Below are 22,143 nucleotides of genomic sequence, written 5' to 3' on the forward strand. Positions count from 1 at the left end.
GCCAATAAAAGGATCTGTTGACAATTGGTGACATGGCTGCAAACCACGCCAATTTGTCCAAATTTACCCTTGAGTTCGTTAAACAGAGCTGGCTATTTGCCTCACTCAAGATAAAATCTGGCCTGAATGACGTGATTTTCGCTTCGCGCCACCACATGTCAACAGACCCTGGTGACTTTATTTTCTCAAAAATTGTCACTTTCCACGAATTCATCAATAATGAAACGATACGCACAGGCAAGGAACTGAGGCCATGACCCATAAACTGATTTTACGCGTACCCGCCGGTCTTGAATTGAGTGACGCGTTTCTTGCGACACTTCGGGCTGATTTGGGCGATTTTGAGATTGAACGCTATACCGAGCGCCATGATTTTACCGGCAGCTACGAGCGTCGTCAGGAAAGTCTCTGCAACGGGGTACGACAGCTCGCCAAAACGTTCCCGCCGATTGGGCGCAGCATGGAATCGATTGAGGAGATGCTTCTCGGGCTTCGGATGGAGTACCGCAGCCCCGATTTTGGCCTTTGTGCCCGCTACCAGGACAGGCTGGTCGCGTTCACGGCAGCACTCGTCGCCGAAATGGCAAAGATTGACCCCTGGCGTTCACTGCTCCAACAGTGTCAGGGCAACCCAGCTCGTCTTCTTGACCGAGCTGAGCAGTACGCAATCCTTGAAAATGATACGCCCGATATTGCGACACTGCAGCGCATTGAAGCCAATGGCCGTGTACGCTACACCGTACAGTATGACCGACAGCTCTCAGCACTCAGCCCGGCTCTTGAACGCGATTTTGATGCCATTCTCAAGCACTGCGACAAAGCCATGCCCATATGGTTTGCGGATATCGGTAAGGAAATGCACCCGGCATGGCAGGAGTATATCGCGGGGCTTGGCGCTGAAGTCACTGCAGTCACTGATTTAATGGAAAAAGCCACGGCATTGAAAGAGGCATTGGCTGGCGTGCCGGGCATGAGGCTGCCGGCGCTGCTTGAAGCAATTAAGAGCGGTAAGGTGGCGTGGCCCGCGTCTTTTGAAAAACTCTCTGCAGGAGAGCGATTGCTGATTACGCGCCTCATTCAGGAAAAGGGTGCATCTTTGGCGGTGCTTTATAATGAGTTGAGGCGCTTTGACGAGAAACTGAACGTCCTCACGCGGCGTGATAAAGCGCTTTTTGCAGAGGAAATGACGCGCGTGCGTGAGGTGCCGCTGGCGTTTTATTACATGCCCGCATACGAGCAGAAAATGCTTATAAAAGTGCTTGAAAGCGGCAAGCCAGAGAGTGCTCCTTCCCGCCTTAGAAGTGTCGACATGACGGTAAACGCCGCCGAACACTTTTTTCAGATACGCAATGAATCCGGGGTGCTTTTAAAAGCATCGCCACCTGCCATCCGCTTTGGCCATCTGGCTACTCGAGACAAGCTGCAACAGCCAAAACTGATACAGGAGCGGCATGCGCTGGCGAATCTTGAGCATATGCTTTCGCTGGCCGGTTCGAGGCCGGTGTTACTGCAGACGCTCATCAGCCCCATTTATACGGGGGATTTCACACCCGACTACACGCTTGATAAAGTACTCAGCGAAGTGGTTAAGCAGGTACGTGCAAAAGATCCATCGCGTGAGCTGGTATTTGCCAATCATCCCTTCAATATCGTCAAGAAAATCCCGGGCTTTTGGACGCCTAACGATTATGCGCCAGGCAAGGCGCTTCTCCATATGGTGCGCTTGCGCCTTACAGAGTCTGCTGTTCAGGGCGCGCTGTTGTCCGCAGGTGAAACCGGTTCTGGAGCCGAGGCCATCAGAAACCTGATTGCCGTTCAGACGCGCTTTATCAATGCAAATCGGGATGTTGCGGGGGCGTGGAATCTGATGCGAAGCATCATCCCAAAACTGCCGGTGGTTCTTTCGGAGCTTGAGCCCGAAGAGCTCGAAAATATGCTCAATCGCGCATTTGAGGAAGCTTCAAGGCGTCAGATGGGACTGGCTTTTGGGGTTGCGCCGGATACGGACGTACAGATGGCGTTGAATGATGTCATCAGCGCCCATTTTGGTCAGCTCAGGGGGCTTGCAGATTGCCGGGAGTTCTTTAAAGCCTCGCTGATGCTGCCACGATGCGGGCAGCCGGAACAGCTCATGCGACTGTCCCCGTTTGTAACGCACTGTGGCAATCAGGCCATCCTTGCCAATGAGTATGAACGTACGCTCTCCTGGAACATGCTGCCGGTTACTGCAACGGTTAACGATACCGTGGGGCGCGAGCTGATGCTTGCTTCGCAGGAACAGCTGCTGATGGATGGAATTGGCATACCGATGGGGTCGTGTGTCAGTGGCAAAGATCGCAAAGGCATCGTGCTCGTGCATTCTGACGCGATGCGTCTCTATCATGATCTCTACGGGCAGTGGCCATCCTCGATGGACACGGGCGTTGAGCGTAAAAATTTCGTGGCGCTGGTGGTGAAATTATATGTTTCTCGGCATCCGGCAGTGTTTGCAGGACTTGGTGCGCTTGGTGCCGAGGGGATTAAGACGCCCTGGGATTATTTTCCTGCGGATATCTCCGAGGGAATCATAGAATACCTTGGTAATGAAGCGGCACTTTATTTTGACGAAGTGCTTGCTACCAATAACGATGTGCATCACATTCGCTCTCGAAAATTTGTGGAAAAAATGCCTGATGAAGTCTGCATTGCGCGAGCGGAGCTGTTATCTCCAGAGGGTACTGCGCGTTTTCTGAGCGCGCTGAAGCCCGCGATTCATCGTCTTATTGCAAACGTACAACAGACGTGGACCGGGAGCCTGTTTGGTGGGCCAAGAGGGGCTGTAAGCATGCTGGAATCCCTCACTGGGCCAGCTTTAGATGAGACGCACCGACTGGGCGCGATTTATCGGGATGTAATGAGCAGACTGGGCGAGCGCTCCCGCATTAATCTGCGCGCACAGGAAACTTCAGTTCTCTATGACGCGGTAGCAAGGCTTTTTGAGAGCGATACGCCGGATGCTATCCTTGAGAGCGTGCTTTACAGTCTGAACAGCGCTACGCCAGTGGCAGCGCATTCCGGCATCGAGCATGGATTCTTGCCAGAAGAGGATGATATTCAGGGGCATGAATCTGATGGGTATCAAGGAGGCGGCTTCCCGCCGTCATCCTCGTCGTCTTCATCATCTTCGTCCGCATCCTCTTCTTCCATGCCGACAGATGCCGCTCCTTACTGGTGATGATAATCCTTGTTTGCCGCTGTTGCGTTATATATGGCGGCAAAGAGTTTTTTTCAGGATTGCAGCACGTGTTCAAGTCCCTGGCAGAGTGTTTTCAGGGTTGGTGCCTTTTCGCACGCGAGGACAACGCCTTTCATGTAACAGTTGCGGTCAAGGGTGTTGTGCGTAATTGACAGGGTTTCTCCGGGGGCGCCAAAAAGTACTTCCTGGCGGGCGAGGATGCCTGGCAGTCGTACGGAGTGGATGGGGATGTCATGGCAGCTGCCGCCGCGTGCGCCTGCGATAATTTCTCGCAGTTGCAGGGTTTCTGGCGGGCTTTGTCGGGTTTTGGCCATCATCGCTGCGGTAGCGAGCGCGGTGCCTGATGGGGCATCGAGCTTTTGTGGATGGTGGGCTTCGATGATTTCAGCATGGTTCAGCCAGCGCGCGGCCTCAGCAGCAAAGCGCATCATGAGTACGGCGGCAATGGAGAAGTTGGGCACGATAAGGCCGCCAAGGCCGCGTGCTTCACACATTTCCCGTAATGTCTGCACGTCGGTTTCTACAAGCCCGCTGGTGCCAATGACTGGCCTCGCGCCGGCGTTAATGATTGTTCGTGCATTATCAAAAGCACAGTCGGCACGGGTTAAATCGAGTACCACCTCGGCCTTTGTATTCTGAATGGCATCTTTAAGGTTATCCTCACGTCCAAGGCGCGCGACCAGTTCGAGGGGGGCGTGTGCTTCAATGGCCGCACAGGCGAGCACGCCCATTTTGCCACGGGCGCCGTTGATTATGACACGTACAGGCATCAAACTCTCCGTTATTCAGCCGCTGGTTGAGGCTTTGGTGTGGGGTAAAAGCTCGCGCGAACCACACGCAGCGCCCAGATGGATGCAGGAATCCAGCCGATGACGGTAACCACCATGATAAGTGCCATGAAGGCGCCGCCCGGATTGTCGTTTAAAAGCAGGGCAAGCCATGGAAAAAACAGTGCGATTAGACACATGAAATAATAGCGCAATCGTTTCATGAGAAAATGTCCATGTTTAAGGGTATTGCTTTCAGTATATCACTTTATGAACGCTTGAAAACGGCGGGCAAACACTGTACATTGCACGCTCATTTTCGGCAACGGGCGTTATGGCAAGAGCCTTGAAGCCCCTCGCATGTTCAAAGGTATGATAATGAGAAGACAGGAGCTGCACCCGCGCACCGCCGTTATCAACAGAGCGCAGAAACTGCAATCCAAAAAAGCGCGGGTGGATGCCCTCTCCTGGCTTGCCGCGCGCTTTCCTGAGGCGTTTGACAATACCAGTCGTATCCGCCCGCTGAAGCAGGGAATTATGGAAGACATTCTCGCCACTGTTGCTGATGAGGCAGAGGCCGCTGGAATTTCCAAAAGCAAGTTACGCGAAGCCGTGGTAGTTTTTACCCGGCGCGTTGATTATCTGACGTGTCTTAAGGCGCGGGAAATGCGCATTGATTTGCAGGGCAGCCCTGCAGGCCTTGTTACGGAAGAAGAAGCTGAGCGCGCCGCCGTAAAGATTCGCAAGCGGGTTGAAAAAAGTGCGCGCAATGCCCGCCGTAATAATCTTGTTAAAATGCAGGCTTTTAATCCTTCCCGCGCAGGTAGCGGCATGCCCGTCATGGCGGATGATTCTGCCCTGCCTGAGCGCGCACCGGCATGGAGTGCGCCTGCAACTCCTGCTGCGCGCGCGCCATCGGTCGTTGTCCGCCATAAAAGTACCCGGGCTTTTGACCCGGATGCCGTAGCACGCCTGAAAGCAAAACTCGGGCTGTCAACGCGAGCGGATGCACCGGAGGAAGAAGAAGCACACGGGTAGGTTTTTCTTCGGAGGTTAAAGCATGTTGAGTTCTTTTTGGGGACGTCCGCCAAAAGGGTATGGCACGCTGGAGCAGTTTGATACAGACGAGGAAGTCGCGTTTTTTCAACTGGAAGAGCCGTTGATGAACGCCGTTGGGGAGTATTGTTCCGCACAACACCTTGTCGGTTTTCAGCCGCCAGACGCAATTATCAATCATCTGCATGCCATTCGCGACCGCTTTGGAGAGGGGCGTCTGAAGGAGTGCCTCTGCAAAGTTCAACAAGCGATTCAGGGGCAGGGCGTACGGGGCTGGGGCGCGATAGATGCAGCCATGGACAGTACGCCCGGGTCGAGCGTGACCGTTAATCACACCATGTGAAAAGCTATCCGGCCATTGGCGATACCCGATGCCGGGCTTCGCCGTGCTCAGCCCGGGCTACGGTTGGTGGTGATGGAATCAACGGTCAAGCAGACGAGCAACTCTCTTTACGCTCGATTAACACCGCGACTGCAGGCAGGGTTTTGCCCTCAAGATATTCTAGAAATGCGCCACCACCTGTAGAGATGTAGGATATTTTCTGCGTGAGGTCGTATAAATCCACCGCCGCCAGTGTATCGCCGCCACCGGCAATGGTAAACGCATCGCTGTTGGCGATGGCAATGGCAAGCGCACGGGTACCGTATGCAAACTGTGGAAACTCAAATACCCCGACCGGGCCGTTCCAGATAATGGTTTTTGCGTTTTCAAGAATTTCCACGTAGGTTTTGATGGTTTCCGGCCCAATGTCCATTATCATGTCGTCTGCTGCCATGTGGCTGAGAGACTTGTTATAGGCGGGACACGCATCTGAGAACGATTTGCCAACCACTACATCGACAGGAAGCGGGATTTTGCATCCCTTCTCTGCTGCGAGGCGCAAGATATCGCGTGCTTCTTCAAGTAGATTGTCTTCACAGAGTGACTGGCCGATTTCATAACCCTGTGCCTTCAGGAACGTATTGGCAATGCCGCCACCAAGAATCAGGCAGTCCATCATGCACACGAGCTGGCGAAGGAGGGAGAGTTTGCTCGACACTTTTGCGCCGCCAACAATTGCGACCACGGGTCTTGCCGGATTTTTAAGTACATGCTGCAGGGCCTCGAGCTCGCGAACGAGCAGAGGGCCTGCAACAGCGAGCGGTGCAAGACGCGCGACACCGCAGGTGGAAGCCTGAGCCCGATGCGCCGTACCAAAAGCGTCCATGACAAAAATATCGCAAAGTGCTGCAAGCTTTTGAGACAAAGCCATATCGTTGGCTTTTTCACCTGCGTTAAAGCGTACGTTTTCGCAAACGACAAGCTCGCCTGGCCGTGCCTCTACCCCTTCCAGATAATCAGAAACGAAACGCACGGGATACTCAAGGTGAGATGCCAGATAATCGGCAACAGGCTTCAGGGAAAAACGCTTTTCAAAACGTCCCTCTTCCGGGCGGCCCAGGTGAGAAAGCACCATGACGGCAGCGCCGGCATCAAGCGCCGCTTTAAGGGTTGGCAGTGCCGCCTGCAGACGCTGATCGCTTGTAATCAGGCCATCGAGAATCGGTACATTCAGGTCTTCGCGAATCAGCACGCGTTTACCACGGAGTTCAACATCCTGCATTTTAAGAAGGTTCATGAGCGTTTATTCCCCCATTGCATCATGGCTTCGGCCGTATCGAGCATGCGGTTGGAAAAGCCCCATTCATTGTCATACCAGGCAATGACCTTGACCAGTTTTCCAAGCACTTTTGTCTGGGTGGCGTCAAAAATCGCGGAGGCCGGATTGTGGTTAAAATCACAGGAAACGAGCGGGTCGTGGTTGATGCGCAAAATCTCACTCGCGGCATTCTCAAGAATGGCATTCACTTCCTGCACATTGGTTTCACGTCCAGATTCAAAGGTAAGGTCGACCACCGAGACATTGAGCGTCGGGACGCGCATGGCGAAGCCATCAAGCTTTCCGGCAAGCTCCGGCAACACGAGCCCCACGGCCTGAGCCGCTCCGGTTTTGGTCGGAATAATCGATTGCGTGGCAGAGCGCGCCCGGCGTAAATCGCTGTGGCTGCCATCCAGCAGCATTTGATCTTTGGTGTAGGCGTGCACTGTGTTCACAAGGCCTGTCTGTACGCCAAGAGCCTCATGCAGCGGCTTGACCACCGGCGCAAGGCAATTGGTGGTGCAGGAGGCGTTGGAAACAATCACATCGCTGTCCTTGAGGCTATGGTGGTTTACGCCATAGACAATGGTTGCATCCGCGTTTTTGCCAGGGGCTGAAATCAGCACTTTTTTGGCACCGGCGGCAAGGTGCTGCATCGCGCCTTCACGGCTCGTAAAACGTCCCGTGCATTCAAAAACCACATCAACCCCGAGAGCTTCCCAGGGCAGTTCTGCCGGATTGCGGGTTCCGGTAATCAGAATAGGATGATGATTGACTATCAGCCGGTTTCCATCAACTGTGACTGGAAATCCGAAGTGTCCATGGGTCGTGTCATGGCGGGTGAGGTGAGCCGTTACATCAATGCCGGACACATCGTTAATGGCGACGACCTCAAAAGTTCCCTCGCGATGGTACTCGTAAATGGATCGCAGGATGCAGCGGCCGATGCGGCCGTATCCGTTAATTGCGACGCGAATTGCCATGTTGATTCTCCGAATGTATCAAAAGTTTTACAGGGTCAGCGCGCCAGTTCCGGGTACTTCTGGCAGATGGCGTCAAAGACTTTTTCAGGGGTCAGGCCAAGGTATTCAAACGCCTGTTCGGCAGGCGCTGAGACTCCGAAGCGGTCAATCCCGATAACGATGCCGTCAAGACCTGCGAATGCGTACCAAAAAGCGCTCACCCCTGCTTCAATGGCGACTCGCCGACGCACGCTCTGTGGCAGTATGGACTCACGCCACGTAATGTCGGCGGCCAGAAAACGCTCGCAGCAGGGCATGGAAACCACGCGTACCTGAACGCCCTGTGCGGAGAGCCTCAAAGCCACGGCAAGGGCAATCTGGACTTCTGAGCCGGTCGCCAGCAGCAGAATATCAGGCATCCCCTGGCAATCGTGCACGATATGTGCGCCCCGCGCAATATCGGCAATACTGCCCGCATGTGCCGGGAGAGCGGGAAGATTCTGGCGCGAAAGCAGCAGGCAGGAGGGGCCCTTAATGTGGGAAATGGCCTGTTGCCAGGCCACTCGCGTTTCGAGGCGGTCCGCCGGGCGCCACACCTCGACATTGGGGGTCATGCGCAGCATGGCCGCGTGCTCAATCGGCTGATGGGTAGGCCCGTCTTCACCCAGCCCGACCGAATCATGCGACAAGACATAAATCACGCGAATGCCCATGAGGGCCGAGAGGCGAATGGCGTTGCGGGCGTAATCGGCAAAAACGAGAAACGTGCCGCCATAGGGAATAAATCCTCCGTGCAGAGCAATGCCGTTCATAATGGCGCTCATGCCAAACTCGCGCACACCGTAATGCAGGTAATTACCGCTGAAATCCTCGCGGGTAATCGCGTGCGAGCCGCTCCAGTCGGTATTGTTTGAGCCGGTGAGGTCGGCGGAGCCGCCAAGCAGCTCGGGCAACAGTGGTCCAAAGGCCTCAAGGCACTCCTGGGAGGCTTTGCGTGTGGCGACAGGAGAGGTGTTCTGCAAAGCAGATTCGATAAACCGTTTACTCTCTTCCTTCCAGTTGTCTGGAAGGTCGCCGTTGACCCGTCGCAGAAACACCGCATGTTCTGCCGGAAACTGTGTGCGATAGGCTTCAAGGAGCGCGAGCCATTCGTCTTCAAGGCGCGTGCCCGCCTCGGTAAAGCTCCAGGCAGCGCGGATGGATTCAGGAATGTCAAAAGGCGCATGGGGCCAGTTCAGCGCCTCACGCACAGCCTGAACGCCCTTTTCACCAAGTGGCGCACCGTGGGATTTTTCACTGCCGGCAAGCATTGAGCCATAGCCGATGACGGTTTTACAGATAATAAGGCTGGGATGGCTGGTGTCAGCGCGTGCAGCCTCGATGGCGCGGGTGATGCTTTCAGGGTCATGGCCGTCAACTTGCTCAATCACCTGCCAGTTACAGGCGCGAAAACGCATGGCGGTATCATCACTGAACCAGGAGTGGACCTCACCGTCAATGGAAATCCCGTTATCGTCATAGAATACAATCAGTTTTCCAAGCCCAAGCGTACCGGCGAGCGAGCAGACTTCATGTGAGATGCCTTCCATCAGGCAGCCATCGCCCACAAAGGCATAGGTATGGTGGTCTACCAGTGGAAACCCTGGTTTATTAAACTGGCTTGCCAGTATTTTTTCCGCAATTGCCATGCCTGTGGCATTCGCAAGTCCCTGGCCAAGAGGGCCGGTAGTGGTTTCAACGCCCGGGGTTTCACCAAACTCAGGGTGCCCTGGAGTTTTTGAATGTAATTGACGAAACTGTTTGAGGTCGTCAATACTGAGAGCGTAACCAGACAGGTGCAGGAGCGCATAGAGCAGCATGGAGCCGTGACCGTTGGAAAGAACGAAACGGTCGCGATTACACCAGAGCGGGTTTGCAGGGTTGTGTTTTAGAAACTGCTGCCACAGTACGGTTGCGATGTCGGCCATTCCAAGTGGCATGCCAGGGTGACCCGAGCGGGCTTTTTCTACAGCATCAATGCTCAGAAAGCGCAGCGCATTGGCAGATTCTCTGGAAAAATGCATGAATTCTCTTGTGCTGACAACAGGGTTTGTATTGTCGCTCAGAAGTATTCAGACATCAAGGTGAATGAAACCATTTTACCAATTGACCAAAACTTGATATATTTGCGCACTGTAAAGATCTAAAAATCATTATTTGAGCAGAATTAATGACCGCCACACTGACACGTTTGCAGCAGCACGGATTTCTTCGACAGGTACCTGAAGGTATGCCTGTTGATACATATCTGCGCGAACTGCCGGGGTGGCTTGATGAGCAGGATGCGGCCTTTCATTCCCGGATGGTACGTGAGCACAGCCTGCTCCAGCTTGAGTATAACGTGGTCTGCGCCAACCTCGCCGCCGGATTTTCAAGAGAAAGCAGCAGTGCATCCGTGCTGCGCCCCGGGGTGGAAGCTGCACTTGCCATTGCAGAAATGCTGCGCCGTCTCTACCGTGACCACCTTGGTGCGAAATCCGAATTAAAGCGGCTCAATGACGACATCCTTCTTTACCGCCGGCTGCTTGAGTGTGCGGGCTATGATTTAGGAGCGGCAGAAGTGGATGCGCCGGAGGATTATTCGGGTCTGACTGGTATCGCCCGTACACTGTTTTCTCATGGCAACTGGGCACGCCTTATGACCGGGCGCGCGCGCCGCGTACTGATTGCCGTCAGTGAGTTTGGACGGGGTGTCGGACAGTTTTCAAAATGGGTTGCCAAAGTGGACAAGGGTCTTGGGCCGGCTATGGCCTGGATTGGGTTCCTGTATTTTATTCCGCGGTTTTTAGCCAATTCACTGCTGCTGATTCGCCATCTCGTGCCAGGCTCCTGGATGCCTGAAACCGAAAAGCAAATCGATTTCGGCTCGCGGGTGCTCGGTCAGATGCAGCGGCGGGGACTTGAGTTTTTTAACGATGCGGCCTGGCTGCCCACGGGTATTCTAAGCTGCTTTGTGCTGATTGGCGCACTCGGTCCGGCTGGGGCGTACCTGACGTTTGCCATGTTTGTTTATGATGTCCTGGCCGCTGCCATTCGTGCGCTCTATGAGTGCCTGCGTCTTAAGCGTTTGTGGGATGCCTATGCGGCCATTGAGGCGCGCACGGAGGAAGAGCAGGAGGAGCTTGAATCGCTAAAAGACGGTTTGCGTTCGCGTTGTAAGCTTGAGCTCGTGCGCCTTGGTTCCAGTGTGTTGCAGACCCTGCTGCTGGCAGGCGTCATGGTGCTTTTGTTACCGGCCTTCACTGCAAATCCTCTACTGGCGCTGATTGGCGCGTCACTGGTCCTGATGGTGACCTCTCTGGCATGGATGGTGGACAACTGGCTGAAAACACAGGCTTCCATACCAGACATGCGCCCGCTTGATACCGAATCTGCCCGCTCCCGCTTTTCGTTTTTTGCGGGCTCGGAAAGCGCTTCCCCTTCCCCGGCAGAAACCTTCCCTTGCCCGGCTTTCTGATGATAAGCTGGCGTTTTTGCCCGCAGGAACAGCCATGTCGCGCTCATTGCCCCAATTTTCTACCCTTAACCCTGAAACGTTTCCCAATCAGCTGGATGCACTCCTGACGCGTCACCTTGAGGCGACCGAATCCCTTATTGAGGCGCACCCGCGCACCTGGGATACGCTCATGCAGCCGCTGGAGCAGATGGACAATGCGCTCGAAATATTCTGGTCGCCGCTTTCGCACCTGCAGTCAGTTACCGATACTGAAGCATTGCGTGCCTGTGTTGAGGCCTGTCTGCCGAAGCTTTCCGCCTTTGAAACGGCCATGGGGCAGAATGTGCGGCTCTTCGAAGCTCTGCGCGCGCTGCGCGAGACAGTCAGTAACCCTGTTGACCAGAAAATTCTTGATGACGCGCTGCTCGATTTCACCCTCTCAGGCGTGGCGCTTTCCGATACCGACAAAAAACGTTTTGAAGCCATAGAGGCGCGTCTCACGGAGCTTTCGCACCAGTTTCAAAACCGCGTACTGGATGCAACGGATGCGTTTTCACTGCAGATTACTGATGAGGCGCGTCTTAAAGGGTTGCCGGAGCACGCCCTGCATGCGGCACGTGAGCGCGCGCAGCAAAAGGGGGTACCTGGCTGGCTGCTAAACCTTGAGTTTCCCTGTTTTCAGGCGGTAATGACCTGTGCCGAAGACCGCGCGCTGCGTGCTGACATGCACATGGCCTGGCAGACCCGGGCATCTGATGTTGGCCCTTTTGCCGGACAATTTGACAACAGTGCCTGCATGCAGGAGATACTGATGTTGCGCGCAGAGAAGGCGAAAATGCTCGGCTTTGGCAATTTTGCAGAACTTTCACTCGCCACCAAAATGGCTAAAACGCCGGCTGAAGTCATCGATTTCCTGACGGATTTATGCCATCGCGCCCGCAAACAGGCTGAGGCCGAATACGCCTCACTCAAGACCTTTGCCGCCGCACACTGCGGGCTTGAGCACCTGGAGCCCTGGGACATTGGCTTTGTTTCCGAAAAACAGCGTCACGCCTGTTTTGACATCACCCAGGAAAGCCTGCGTCCGTGGTTTTCTGAGCCTAAAGTGTTACAGGGGCTTTTTGACATTATTAAACGCCTGTATGGCGTAACCTTTGAGCCGGTTCAGGATGTGGACGTGTGGCACCCGGATGTGAAGTGTCTGGCGCTTGTGGATGCCGAGCGGGCCATACGCGGATATCTTTATGTCGACCTTTTTGCCCGTGCCCGAAAGCGCGGTGGTGCGTGGATGGATGCCTGTCAAAGCCGCTGGCGCATGCCGGATGGCAGTCTCCAGCTTCCCGTAGCCACCCTGACCTGTAATTTCGCAAAACCAGCCGCAGGACGGGTGCCGACATTGTCGCACGAAGAAGTTATCACCCTGTTTCATGAAATGGGGCATTGCCTGCACCACCTATTGACCCGCGTGGAGCGGCTTGGAGCGTCCGGCATTCGCGCCGTGGAATGGGATGCCGTGGAACTGCCAAGTCAGTTTCATGAAAACTGGTGCTGGGACTTTGAGGCGCTCTCAGGCCTCAGTGCGCATGTCGAAACCGGCGAGCCGCTGCCACGCACGCTTTTTGACAAAATGCTTGCCGCCCGCAATTTTCAGTCTGCCCTTGCGATGCTGCGCCAGGTGGAATTCGCACTCTTTGATTTTCAACTCCACCTGGCCGATGCCGCGTCACCAAACGTGATTGAAAACACGCTTGAGGCCGTGCGTCAACAGACAGCGGTTCTGCCCATAGCGCCCTGGCAGCGGTTTGCACACAGTTTTAGCCACATCTTTGGCGGTGGCTATGCGGCAGGGTATTACAGCTATCTCTGGGCGGAAGTCCTTTCGAGCGATGCCTTTGCCCGCTTTGAGGAAGAAGGCATTTTCAATGCCGGGACGGGGCGGGATTTTCTGCGCTGCGTGCTTGAAGTGGGGGGCTCGCGTCCGGCTGCGGATTCGTTTCGCTGCTTCAGAGGACGGGCTCCGGCAATTGACGCACTGCTTCGGCACAATGAAATAGGGGGGCGGCTTCCAGCGTATTGCGACCCTGGCGTTTAGCCCGATAGAGTGCGGCATCTGCCTGTGCTAAAAGGTGATCTTCAGCGGCATCTCCTGCCGGGATGCCCGCGACCACACCGATGGAAAGGGTTATCAGCCCCCACGGCGAGCCCGAATGCGGCAGCTGTTCCAGGTAAAGTTCCTGCTGAATCTCAAGGCCAATGCTTTTTGCGTGCTCGAGGCCTGTATTAAAAAGAATAATGGCGATTTCATCGCCGCCAAAGCGTGCGGCAAGGTCTGTTGTGCGGCGCACGATACGGCGAAGGATGCGTGCGATATGCTGTAGGCACTGGTCCCCTCCGAGGTGACCGTAATGGTCGTTATACTGTTTGAAATAATCAATATCAATCAATATCAGCCCAATGGGGGTCTCTGCACGTTTGCAGCGCATCCAGTCGGCATGCAGCTGTTCGTTAAAATGATGCCGGTTGGCAAGATGCGTTAAAGCGTCTGTGCGGGAGGTGCGGAGCAGTTTTTCGTTCATGCCCTGGAGCCGTTTGAGCAGGGATTCGCGGCTAATTTCGAGGCGGGTATTTTCAAGCAGCGCATTCCTGTGCTGCGTGAACACGTACATGATAAAAAGTGCGTACAAAAAAATCGCCGTACCAAAATACACATATTCTTCATGTGTCGCTGTGAGCGTCATGATTATCATTGGCGTCAATGTCGGGATGACAAACGCCAGGTAACAGGGCCGGGACGCAGAAAATGCCGAGATGGACAGCGTGGTGCCGCTTGTTAACATGAGAGCGGCAAAAAGCTGTTGAAACATGCTCATCTCATTGAAATACACCCAGTACAGCGAACCCCACATGCAACCATTGAGAAAAACAATGCCAAACATTACCTTGTGACAGAGGATAAGCTTCGCGTTTTGCCGACAGTGACCTGCATATGCTGAGAGCATAAAGCGCGCAAGACCGGTCAAAACCGTGCCGGCAAGCCAGAGATGAAGCCCTGGCAGGGTGGCGCTTGTCATTTCAAAATACCCATAGACTATCAGGGCGGAAAGCATGTTAAAGAGTGCGCCGCGCTTTCCCTGTTCAAAGAGGTGCCTCAGCATGTGCAGGAAAACCCTGTGCTCTGTCTTCTGCATCAATGCACCCCCGTTTCAGTGGCATACCCATAATGGTACACCACGCTCGCGATGTTGCAAGTCAGGATGCTCGAGGTGAGCGCCTTTCAGCAGAGCTCGAAGCCTCAGAGGAGCGCGAAGCATTTGAAAAAAAAGGACGCAGCCGTGCCGGGAAGCCCTTGTCGGTTTCTTGAGGAAATCGCCACAGAGGAGAAGAGCTTCGCAGTGCCGGCGGGAGTGTCAGCTGTGTATATATCAGTCGCAGCGGATTATGGCGCTCGACCTCCTGCGTCACGCCGCAGGGAATACGGCGATTGATGCCATCCACCTCCATGACGGTATTCAAGTGCTGATGATAAAGCGGGATAAGCCGTGCGAGTGCTGTCAAATCTGACGCGCTTAAGTTTGTTTTTTGGACGGCACTCTTCATCAGTATTGCAACGTGCTCCAAAAATTCAAAAGTCTTCGGTGGCATAATTTTAAAAGCCAGGTACTCCGAATGGAGGACATTAAGTGTTTCAATAGCCTCTGCGGGTGTTTCAGGCAGTGGCAGTGGATTCGCGCAAAAATCATAAATGCTGGCAGGCCACGGCTTGAAGCGATGGGAGAGTTTATCAAGCTCCATCTCGGGAACAGGTGACTCACTCAGGTGAAAGCTCTGGAGCGTGGTGTATACAGGCTGTACTTCAAAACCCAGCCGCATTTTAAGACTTAACAGCGTAAAAAGCACTTTTCCCTGGGCCTCTGCGCGTGCGATAGAGCCGGCTGCTCCCTGAGCGGCAAAGAGCAGGTCGGATTTCAGGTGTCCAACAAACGGCAGCGTGTTGGGGAAAACTTGCTGGCAACGGCGTATGTTCGCGCGATTTTTTTGAGAGCTCAGCAGTTCGCCAAGCTCACGAAGAACGGCATGCTGCTCCATGTCAGGGCTGCAATGTGCTTCCATGGCGCGGGAAACCGACTGGTGGTTCAATACGGACGAGAGGCACATGAGTCCGTGTATATCAGGCTCGCGTTCGCTGGAAGCGCCTGCCATTGCGGGCGCGAGGTTTGTGAGCAGGGTCATGGTGTCTTGAAGCTGGCGCACATCGCCTGAAAGCCCATGTTTTGAGAGATGCTCAGAGAGACTTTGCCACCATTGTGTTTGCAGATACAGTATGGGGGTTTGCTCCGCGCAGGGGACTTCAAGGGCGAGGCCATCGCGCAGTTCATCCGGCGTAAGTCGCCTCGTAGAATTACTCGACAACGCATATGCATCATGTGCAATCCAGTCGCATGCGGTAAGGTGATGGGGGTCTTTTACATTCATGGCCATGGAAAGCGCTTTTTTAAGCGGCATGGGCTTGGCCTGAAACCGCGCGTCAAGCGGCCATTGTGCGAGATTGAGCGCCCGTCCTCTGCACAGATTATTCTCATCCCTGCGACAGATTGTTTGAAAATCGTCCAACATGTCTGCGGTCTCTTTATCAAGAAGTACTTCAAGCTCGCATAAAAAATCTCCGATAACATCGTTATTAACGGTGCGAAACGCGGATAACGGATTGAAATGCACCAGCAGCCAAATCATGCATGTACTGACCATGCGCTGGTGCGCATCGCCAAATTTGAGAAGGGTTGTAAGGCGACTGACAAGTGTGGGCAGGTCCGCCTGAAGCTGCAGTCCGAGCGTCTGGTGCAGGATTTTCTCGAGCGTAAAAAGACGTGGCGTCCCTTCTCTTTCACGGCTGGTGCTTATCAGCCACAGGCTGTTATTCAGTGCAAGGCTCATGTCGATGCCTGAATCGGGAGATTGAACCTCCGGAGACAACGGCACTTCTGTGGGCGGGGTCAGAAGGCCCTGTCGAACCAGATGGCGTAGAAATCCATGCCACAGACGGGTTTTGTTCTCCTGCGCTGTCTGGAAGTCCTTTTGAAGGTACCAGTTCACGTGTCTGATAGCACGATGAATCGCATTAAGGCCATCGGGGTCTGTAAAGACCGCCTTGCGCAGTGCCCGCCGTTCTTTCAGGCTGTTTCCTTTCAGGCAGTAGTCGGCAAGTGTGACCTGCAGTGGCGTTTCAAGTACTGGCGGACATTCAGCAGAGCGGCACTCTCTGGCCGTGAAGGCCCCCGAAATGCTGTCATCTCCCATGGACGCGCTCAGTGTCTCCACGGTGCTGCTTGAAGACGATGACTCCAGTGTGCGTGGCGTTTCGCACGATTGAAGAGGGCGCCTCTGTTGGAAGAGATGAGGATACTGCTCGGAAAACCGTGTCGGGGACTCGTGCTCTGCAGTCAGCAGTTGTCCGTCAAGCGGGGGCATGGGAATTCGCGATACATCAACATACCTCAGTGCTTCAGAGAGTGCACCTCCCTTATCAAGCGTGAAGGGCGTTTTTCCAAGCTCGTTCACTATCCAGCGATTACAGGAGGAGTGTCTAACAAGGCAGAGAATGATTTCTATCTTTTGCGGGATTTCAAGCCGCTCATGACTGACAGCAAGGTGAAGCGGCGTGTTGCCCAGGCTGTCTTTACCGTTTATCATCATCGGGAACAGGTCTGTCAGCCATTCGAGGTGCTCGCGGTTGTCAGGGAGGTAATAGAGGATGGCCAGATGCAGGATAGACTGTTTATTCTGATCGGTCTGGCAGGCAAGTGCCTTGAGTCTCTCATCTTCAAGCAGGGCTTTTAGTACGGTGTAGTGTTGATGCATGATGAGCTGGTGAAAAACTGTGCGACCCCTGAAAAGTCTTCTGCTGAATAACTCAGGCGATTTTTTTTCAAATTTTACGAGTTTCTCGTATAGTTTATCTGAATTCTTTTCTGTGGTAATGGCAGTCAACAGTTTTGTTTTCATCACACTACTCCCTTATTTTTGTTGACTAAACGTTAACGTGTGGACAAAAAAAAAGCAACATTTTTTTGATAAAAGTATTGACAATATGCAGAGGATTGCGTCAACATCTTGACGCCGTATTTTTGCAGGCGAGGAAAAGCATGCGTACAGGAAGCGCTCAGGAGACGGGCGAGGAGCAGATAGCCGAGGTGACGGTTACCGATATCAACGGTCACGAAACCACTCTCGCAAATTTTGCCGGTAAGGTGCTGCTTATCGTGAATGTGGCCAGTCGCTGCGGGTTTACCGGCCAGTACGCCGAACTGGAGAAACTTCAACAGGCGTATTCATCGGCGGGCTTCAGTGTGCTTGCTTTTCCCTGTAATCAGTTTTTGCATCAGGAGCCTCTCAGCAACGTCGGAATTTTGGCATTTGCTGAAAGCTGTTATCGGGTTACTTTTCCAATATTTGCACGCATTGATGTGCGAGGACGCTCTCAGGCACCTATTTATGCATGGCTTGCCCGGCACATGAAGCGCAGGCCGCTGTTGCTTGTGCCCTGGAACTTTACCAAATTTCTTATTGGCGCGGATGGCAAAGTGGTGCGCCGGTTTTTACCGACGGCATCTTTTGATACCATCCGTGAAGCCATTGAACGTGAACTGGAGAAAAGCCAACATGCCGACCTTTGACATTGTTTCAGAGATTAACACGGTTGAACTGCGTCACGCAGTTGAAAACGCTGAACGTGAGCTCGGAACCCGCTTTGATTTTCGCGGGGTTGAGTCGAGCATCGTGCTGAATGATCTCGCAGTGACGCTCAAATCAGAGTCTGATTTTCAGGTGCGACAGCTTGAAGAGCTGTTTCGCAACCATTGTGTAAAGCGCAATGTCGATACCTCCGGCGTGGAAATGGAAGATGCGCCAGTGCATTCGGGTAAAACATTTTCCCTGACGATGACCTTTAAGCAGGGTATCGATCAGCCTACGGCCAAAGAAATCGTGAAATTTCTGAAAGACAGTAAGCTCAAGGTGCAGGGCTCTATTCAAGGCGATAAGGTGCGGGTCAGCGGTAAAAAGCGCGATGATTTGCAGGAGTGTATCGCAGCACTTAAAAAGTCAGACATCAAACTGCCTCTGCAGTTTGAGAATTTCAGGGATTAACACGGTCAGGTAATGACCTTGCTGACTCAACCGCTTTGTGTGTCAGTTGTGGCGATCGGTGACGTATTTCAGGCTTCAGCAGCAGCTGAAGAGCACACCACACGTCAACGCGACCACGCGTCTATGTATCAGTATCCGGTTCGGTCAGGGAATCACTACCCGTACGCCTAGTATAGGATAAATTTTAAACAAAAAGTGCCTGCGGGGTTGAAAAAAATCCCGCATACCGGTAAATTGTTGCAAATTTGTTCTTTTTGGTTTTCATCGATGCGATATTACTGGATGTTGCTGTGTTGCCTTCCGCTACTCGCCGAGGCAGGCGTTGTGCGTGTTCCGGTGATGCTCGGGAGCTCTAAAGTGCTGGTGGAATATCAGCGCGGCACGGATACCACGTTTGTACATTTGCATGCGGATGAAAAAACCGCGCTGGTTGCGGCTCAGCGGGTTGCGCGGCGTACTGGTGCCGGGTTGTTGCGTCTGGTGCACCCTGGCGGTCGTCTCGTGTGTTTTCAGCTGAACGGTAAACGCTACCTTTTTGACCCCAACCGCATGTTCTCTGACAGCGGTATACGCCAGACCCTTACCCGCTATAGCCAGTACTCTCCCGATGCCCATCGCGCCATCGCGCATCTCGCGAATGTCTTTCTCAAACATCTGCCGTCCGGCAAAGTGGTGAGTGTGCACAATAATCGCGGGTATTCAATGCGCGATTATTTTCCGGGGCATCCATCGGCACGTGAGGCCGCCGCCATCCATCAAAATCCCAACTGGACGTTTCGCAATTTTTACTTTGTAACGCAGCGAGAGGATTATACGCGCATGCGAAAGCTTGGTTTTAACAGCGTGCTGCAGGCGCGTGCGCCGAGCGATGATGGCTCCTTGTCCGTGCGCCTCTCAGGGTTACCCTACATCAACGTGGAAGCGGCGCACGGCCAGTTGCAACAGCAAATCAGCATGCTGGAAAATGCATAATTACAATTTGAGCAATTTGCACAAATAATGGCGTTAAACTATGCTTAAGGTACATTCATGAGAACAGGAAGACATCATGAAACGTGTACTTTGCAGCGTGTTTCTGGCGGCAAGCGTTGGCGCGCTATCCGGTTGCGGTGCAGTAGAAACGGTCTATGTCGATCCCCCTGAGTACGTCTACACGACCGGTTACTATGGCTATACCCCTTACTACCCGGCATACTGGGGAAATTATTACTACTCGCGTTACGGTAACGGATATTATTGGACGAGTTATCGCGGGTACTATGACACCTGGTAAAACGTGCCTGGGGACTGCATGAAGGGATGGATACTCTACAAGCGTAATCGGCTGGAACTGGGTGCGGTTGATCATGGGGTGAATCGGTTGCTTGAAGAAGCACCATTACTTGGCCTCAACCTCGAGGTGTATCGGCCGGAACAGTTTGAGTTGATTGCGGCGCAAAACGGTCAATCAGGCCTGTTTTTAAATGGTACGCCCGTGCCTCCGCCGGACTTTGTTCTGCCGCGTCTTGGGGCAGAAACGGGTGATTTTGCCATGGCTCTCATTCACCATCTGGAGGGCCTTCAGGTTCGCGTATTCAACGGTTCGCGCGGCATTGGGTTGTCTGGCAACAAAATGCGCATGTGTCAAATACTTGCGCGCAATGCTCTTCCTATTCCGACAACGCTGCTCGTGCAGTTTCCGCTTCCCTGGGCACTGGTGCGTGAACAAATCGGATTTCCACTGATTATCAAGCGCATTACCGGTGCCAAGGGGATTGGGATTCATCTGTGCGAAACAGAGGGTGCCTTCAGGGATATCATGGAGCTTTTGACCATTCCAGGGAGCAGTTCGGGGTTAATTGTGCAGCAGTTTGTGCGCGAGAGCTACGGGCGCGATGTACGGGTATTCATGGTGGGGAATGAGCCTGTGGGGTGTATGCTGCGAACCGCTAAAGAAGGCTTTAAGGCGAATTTTTCGCTGGGCGGTACAGTGGCACCCATGCCCTTAACCGAAGAGATTGCAGCTCTGGCAAAAAAAGCATCGCACCTTGCGGCACTGGACATCAGCGGAGTCGATTTATTGTTTGGGCCAGAGGGTTTTCTCGTCTGTGAAGTGAATTCCTCACCAGGCTTTAATGGCATGGAACAGGCGAGTGGCGTGAATGTGGCGCGCAGGATACTTGAGCACGTGCGCACCACACTGGAATCCTGTTAGGGCGAGTCTTCATTTTCGCTTCACATCATGAAATGAGGACAGGCCCTAATCCCGCGCCCTCGAGATGTATTCGCCCTTGCGAGTATCCACTTTGATGAGCTCGCCCGTCTGCACAAAAAGGGGTACGCGTACCACGGCACCGGTTTCAAGGACAGCAGGCTTTCCGCCACCGCCGGAGGTGTCACCTCGCACGCCTGGGTCGGTTTCCGTAATGGCAAGTACTACAAAATTCGGAGGCGCTACCTGCAGCGGCTCGTTGTTCCAGAGAGTCACCATGCAGATATCCTGCTCTTTAATCCATTGTATCGCCTCTTCAACAGCCGCTTTGCCTGCCGCATACTGTTCAAAGGTTTCGGCAACCATGAAGTGCCACAGCTCGCCATCGTTATAGAGGTATTGCATCTCGACATCGGCGACATCGGCAGAGGGCAGTGTTTCACCGGACTTATAGGTACGCTCTACCACACGCCCGGTTTTGAGGTTGCGGACTTTGACGCGCGTAAACGCCTGCCCCTTGCCAGGTTTAACAAACTCCACATCGAGCAGGCTGCACGGGGCGTTGTCGATGGTGACTTTCAGACCGTTTTTAAATTCGTTGGTGCTGTAGATGGCCATTGTTGCTCCACAATTTGAGATTTTTTTGCAAATTCGTTACAGTTCACGCAGTTTATCAAGTCTGCCGGGCGAATGCGAGTAATGAACGGAACGTGGCAAAAAATTTTGGCAAACGGGTTTGCTTCGAGCAGCGAACTGCTCACCTTTCTCGGCCTGCCGGTGTCGCTGGCCTCACAGGATGCTGAAAAAGTCTTTGCAACGCGCGTGCCCCGTGGATTTGCCGCGCGCATGCGCCCGAATGACCCGAACGACCCGTTACTGCGACAGGTGCTTGCGGTGTCCCTCGAAAATGAGGATATCGCCTTTGTTAAAGACCCGCTTGAAGAACGCGCGGCTAATCCGCTGCCAGGCTTGATTCACAAATACCATGGCCGCGTGTTATTGACGCCCGCCGGCAGTTGCGCGGTGAATTGCCGTTACTGTTTTAGACGCCATTTTCCCTATGCTAAGAACAATCCCGGCCGTGCCGGCTGGCAGGCGGTGCTTGAGTATGTAGCCGCACATCCCGAAGTGTATGAAGTGATTTTAAGCGGTGGCGACCCGCTCCTCGTGAGCAATGCCTCACTCGCCCGGCTGATTGAGGGTCTATCAGCCATCGCGCATGTGCGCATACTGCGTTTTCATACCCGTTTTCCGGTAGTGCTGCCAGAGCGCATTGACGATGAATTTTTGCGCCTTCTAGCAGGTACGCGCCTTGATAAAGTCATGGTCCTGCATGTTAATCATGCACAGGAACTGGACGAGCAGGTGAGTGACATGTGTGCCGCTCTGCGTGGCGCGGGCGTACACCTTTTAAACCAGGCCGTACTGCTTGCCGGGGTCAATGACGCTGTCGATACCCTGGCCGCCTTAAGTCGGCGCCTCTTTGAATGCAGCGTATTGCCTTACTACCTGCACCTTCTGGACCACGTTCAGGGCGCCGCGCATTTTGACCTCCCGCACGCGCGCGCGCTGGCGCTCTATCGCGCGTTGCAGGAGCAGTTGCCGGGGTATCTCGTGCCCAGACTCGCGCGCGAAGAGCCCGGGAAAAAGCATAAAACCCTGTACGTTTAGGGA

General features: G+C 53.8%; 20 protein-coding genes. 12 read left to right on the top strand and 8 right to left on the bottom strand.

Going from position 1 to position 22,143, the window contains the following annotated elements; genetic code table 11:
* The first annotated feature begins 32 nt into the window (after positions 1 to 32).
* Positions 33 to 257: a hypothetical protein gene (locus E4T54_RS06665; protein WP_028385647.1), complete on the top strand. Its 225-nt coding sequence runs from the start codon at positions 33 to 35 to the stop codon at positions 255 to 257.
* A complete protein-coding gene (locus E4T54_RS06670; RefSeq protein ID WP_028385648.1) occupies positions 254 to 3,214 on the top strand; it encodes a hypothetical protein in 2,961 nt (986 codons plus the stop codon). The genes E4T54_RS06665 and E4T54_RS06670 overlap by 4 nt, the downstream gene beginning before the upstream one ends.
* A 53-nt stretch (positions 3,215 to 3,267) precedes the next feature.
* Here E4T54_RS06670 and dapB read toward each other — a convergent pair whose 3' ends face one another.
* Together dapB and E4T54_RS06680 are read right to left on the bottom strand one after the other, a co-directional pair.
* Positions 3,268 to 4,005 carry a 4-hydroxy-tetrahydrodipicolinate reductase gene (gene dapB / locus E4T54_RS06675; protein ID WP_028385649.1) on the bottom strand — a complete coding sequence of 246 codons (738 nt, stop codon included), beginning with the start codon at positions 4,003 to 4,005 and terminating at the stop codon, positions 3,268 to 3,270.
* Positions 4,006 to 4,016: 11 nt separating this feature from the next.
* Entirely contained in the window at positions 4,017 to 4,226 is a 210-nt protein-coding gene (locus tag E4T54_RS06680; RefSeq protein WP_028385650.1) for a YqaE/Pmp3 family membrane protein, read from the bottom strand.
* 154 nt (positions 4,227 to 4,380) lie between these two features.
* Between E4T54_RS06680 and E4T54_RS06685 the strand changes: the two genes are divergently transcribed.
* Both E4T54_RS06685 and E4T54_RS06690 read left to right on the top strand, forming a co-directional pair.
* Positions 4,381 to 5,040: a ProQ/FinO family protein gene (locus E4T54_RS06685; protein ID WP_028385651.1), complete on the top strand. Its 660-nt coding sequence runs from the start codon at positions 4,381 to 4,383 to the stop codon at positions 5,038 to 5,040.
* Between the two features lie 22 nt (positions 5,041 to 5,062).
* Entirely contained in the window at positions 5,063 to 5,401 is a 339-nt protein-coding gene (locus E4T54_RS06690) for a hypothetical protein (RefSeq protein ID WP_028385652.1), read from the top strand.
* Between the two features lie 85 nt (positions 5,402 to 5,486).
* Here the strand turns inward: E4T54_RS06690 and E4T54_RS06695 are convergent, their stop codons facing one another.
* From E4T54_RS06695 to tkt, 3 genes are read right to left on the bottom strand one after another with little or no spacing between them, the layout of a single operon-like run.
* A complete protein-coding gene (locus tag E4T54_RS06695; protein WP_028385653.1) occupies positions 5,487 to 6,677 on the bottom strand; it encodes a phosphoglycerate kinase in 1,191 nt (396 codons plus the stop codon).
* Positions 6,674 to 7,681: a type I glyceraldehyde-3-phosphate dehydrogenase gene (gene gap / locus E4T54_RS06700; RefSeq protein WP_028385654.1), complete on the bottom strand. Its 1,008-nt coding sequence runs from the start codon at positions 7,679 to 7,681 to the stop codon at positions 6,674 to 6,676. Before gap ends, E4T54_RS06695 begins: the two co-directional genes overlap by 4 nt.
* Positions 7,682 to 7,716: 35 nt before the next feature.
* On the bottom strand, positions 7,717 to 9,723 hold the full coding sequence (gene tkt, locus E4T54_RS06705) for a transketolase (protein ID WP_028385655.1): 2,007 nt from the start codon (positions 9,721 to 9,723) through the stop codon (positions 7,717 to 7,719).
* 146 nt (positions 9,724 to 9,869) lie between these two features.
* Between tkt and E4T54_RS06710 the strand changes: the two genes are divergently transcribed.
* The gene (locus tag E4T54_RS06710; protein WP_028385656.1) at positions 9,870 to 11,156 is read left to right on the top strand and encodes a hypothetical protein; all 1,287 of its coding nucleotides are present in this window, start codon (positions 9,870 to 9,872) and stop codon (positions 11,154 to 11,156) included.
* Between the two features lie 34 nt (positions 11,157 to 11,190).
* Complete coding sequence (locus E4T54_RS06715; RefSeq protein ID WP_028385657.1) at positions 11,191 to 13,227, top strand: M3 family metallopeptidase; 2,037 nt, start codon at positions 11,191 to 11,193, stop codon at positions 13,225 to 13,227.
* On the opposite strand, the gene E4T54_RS06720 is transcribed toward E4T54_RS06715, so the two are convergent.
* The gene (locus tag E4T54_RS06720) at positions 13,139 to 14,323 is read right to left on the bottom strand and encodes a GGDEF domain-containing protein (RefSeq protein ID WP_051550787.1); all 1,185 of its coding nucleotides are present in this window, start codon (positions 14,321 to 14,323) and stop codon (positions 13,139 to 13,141) included. The genes E4T54_RS06715 and E4T54_RS06720 overlap by 89 nt on opposite strands.
* A 61-nt stretch (positions 14,324 to 14,384) precedes the next feature.
* A complete protein-coding gene (locus tag E4T54_RS06725) occupies positions 14,385 to 17,135 on the bottom strand; it encodes a RasGEF domain-containing protein (RefSeq protein ID WP_028385658.1) in 2,751 nt (916 codons plus the stop codon).
* 140 nt (positions 17,136 to 17,275) lie between these two features.
* Here E4T54_RS06725 and E4T54_RS06730 point away from each other — a divergent pair, with 140 nt between their 5' ends.
* From E4T54_RS06730 to E4T54_RS06750, 5 genes are all read left to right on the top strand, one after another.
* Positions 17,276 to 17,806: a glutathione peroxidase gene (locus E4T54_RS06730; RefSeq protein WP_065230372.1), complete on the top strand. Its 531-nt coding sequence runs from the start codon at positions 17,276 to 17,278 to the stop codon at positions 17,804 to 17,806.
* The gene (locus E4T54_RS06735; RefSeq protein ID WP_028385660.1) at positions 17,793 to 18,278 is read left to right on the top strand and encodes a YajQ family cyclic di-GMP-binding protein; all 486 of its coding nucleotides are present in this window, start codon (positions 17,793 to 17,795) and stop codon (positions 18,276 to 18,278) included. Before E4T54_RS06730 ends, E4T54_RS06735 begins: the two co-directional genes overlap by 14 nt.
* Positions 18,279 to 18,545: 267 nt before the next feature.
* Positions 18,546 to 19,250, top strand: coding sequence for a protein tyrosine phosphatase (locus E4T54_RS06740; RefSeq protein ID WP_238582839.1), 705 nt, complete (start codon positions 18,546 to 18,548; stop codon positions 19,248 to 19,250).
* 76 nt (positions 19,251 to 19,326) lie between these two features.
* Entirely contained in the window at positions 19,327 to 19,551 is a 225-nt protein-coding gene (locus E4T54_RS06745) for a lipoprotein (protein WP_131793715.1), read from the top strand.
* Between the two features lie 18 nt (positions 19,552 to 19,569).
* The gene (locus E4T54_RS06750) at positions 19,570 to 20,472 is read left to right on the top strand and encodes an ATP-grasp domain-containing protein (protein ID WP_028385662.1); all 903 of its coding nucleotides are present in this window, start codon (positions 19,570 to 19,572) and stop codon (positions 20,470 to 20,472) included.
* Between the two features lie 45 nt (positions 20,473 to 20,517).
* Here the strand turns inward: E4T54_RS06750 and efp are convergent, their stop codons facing one another.
* Positions 20,518 to 21,087: an elongation factor P gene (gene efp, locus E4T54_RS06755; RefSeq protein WP_028385663.1), complete on the bottom strand. Its 570-nt coding sequence runs from the start codon at positions 21,085 to 21,087 to the stop codon at positions 20,518 to 20,520.
* Positions 21,088 to 21,159: 72 nt separating this feature from the next.
* Between efp and epmB the strand changes: the two genes are divergently transcribed.
* Positions 21,160 to 22,140, top strand: coding sequence for an EF-P beta-lysylation protein EpmB (gene epmB / locus E4T54_RS06760; protein WP_028385664.1), 981 nt, complete (start codon positions 21,160 to 21,162; stop codon positions 22,138 to 22,140).
* Positions 22,141 to 22,143 lie beyond the last annotated feature (3 nt).

It is taken from the genome of Legionella geestiana, assembly GCF_004571195.1.
GTDB lineage: Bacteria > Pseudomonadota > Gammaproteobacteria > Legionellales > Legionellaceae > Legionella_B > Legionella_B geestiana.

Bases quoted from the DNA above. Each gene is read 5' to 3' on its own strand.
- E4T54_RS06695 (WP_028385653.1), bottom strand. From the start codon at position 6,677: ATGAACCTTCTTAAAATGCAGGATGTTGAACTCCGTGGTAAACGCGTG.
- E4T54_RS06665 (WP_028385647.1), top strand. From the start codon at position 33: ATGGCTGCAAACCACGCCAATTTGTCCAAATTTACCCTTGAGTTCGTT.
- E4T54_RS06690 (WP_028385652.1), top strand. From the start codon at position 5,063: ATGTTGAGTTCTTTTTGGGGACGTCCGCCAAAAGGGTATGGCACGCTG.
- tkt (WP_028385655.1), bottom strand. From the start codon at position 9,723: ATGCATTTTTCCAGAGAATCTGCCAATGCGCTGCGCTTTCTGAGCATT.
- E4T54_RS06720 (WP_051550787.1), bottom strand. From the start codon at position 14,323: ATGCAGAAGACAGAGCACAGGGTTTTCCTGCACATGCTGAGGCACCTC.
- E4T54_RS06670 (WP_028385648.1), top strand. From the start codon at position 254: ATGACCCATAAACTGATTTTACGCGTACCCGCCGGTCTTGAATTGAGT.
- E4T54_RS06680 (WP_028385650.1), bottom strand. From the start codon at position 4,226: ATGAAACGATTGCGCTATTATTTCATGTGTCTAATCGCACTGTTTTTT.
- dapB (WP_028385649.1), bottom strand. From the start codon at position 4,005: ATGCCTGTACGTGTCATAATCAACGGCGCCCGTGGCAAAATGGGCGTG.
- E4T54_RS06750 (WP_028385662.1), top strand. From the start codon at position 19,570: ATGAAGGGATGGATACTCTACAAGCGTAATCGGCTGGAACTGGGTGCG.
- E4T54_RS06710 (WP_028385656.1), top strand. From the start codon at position 9,870: ATGACCGCCACACTGACACGTTTGCAGCAGCACGGATTTCTTCGACAG.
- E4T54_RS06685 (WP_028385651.1), top strand. From the start codon at position 4,381: ATGAGAAGACAGGAGCTGCACCCGCGCACCGCCGTTATCAACAGAGCG.
- E4T54_RS06725 (WP_028385658.1), bottom strand. From the start codon at position 17,135: ATGAAAACAAAACTGTTGACTGCCATTACCACAGAAAAGAATTCAGAT.
- E4T54_RS06735 (WP_028385660.1), top strand. From the start codon at position 17,793: ATGCCGACCTTTGACATTGTTTCAGAGATTAACACGGTTGAACTGCGT.
- efp (WP_028385663.1), bottom strand. From the start codon at position 21,087: ATGGCCATCTACAGCACCAACGAATTTAAAAACGGTCTGAAAGTCACC.
- gap (WP_028385654.1), bottom strand. From the start codon at position 7,681: ATGGCAATTCGCGTCGCAATTAACGGATACGGCCGCATCGGCCGCTGC.
- E4T54_RS06730 (WP_065230372.1), top strand. From the start codon at position 17,276: ATGCGTACAGGAAGCGCTCAGGAGACGGGCGAGGAGCAGATAGCCGAG.
- E4T54_RS06740 (WP_238582839.1), top strand. From the start codon at position 18,546: ATGCGATATTACTGGATGTTGCTGTGTTGCCTTCCGCTACTCGCCGAG.
- epmB (WP_028385664.1), top strand. From the start codon at position 21,160: ATGCGAGTAATGAACGGAACGTGGCAAAAAATTTTGGCAAACGGGTTT.
- E4T54_RS06715 (WP_028385657.1), top strand. From the start codon at position 11,191: ATGTCGCGCTCATTGCCCCAATTTTCTACCCTTAACCCTGAAACGTTT.
- E4T54_RS06745 (WP_131793715.1), top strand. From the start codon at position 19,327: ATGAAACGTGTACTTTGCAGCGTGTTTCTGGCGGCAAGCGTTGGCGCG.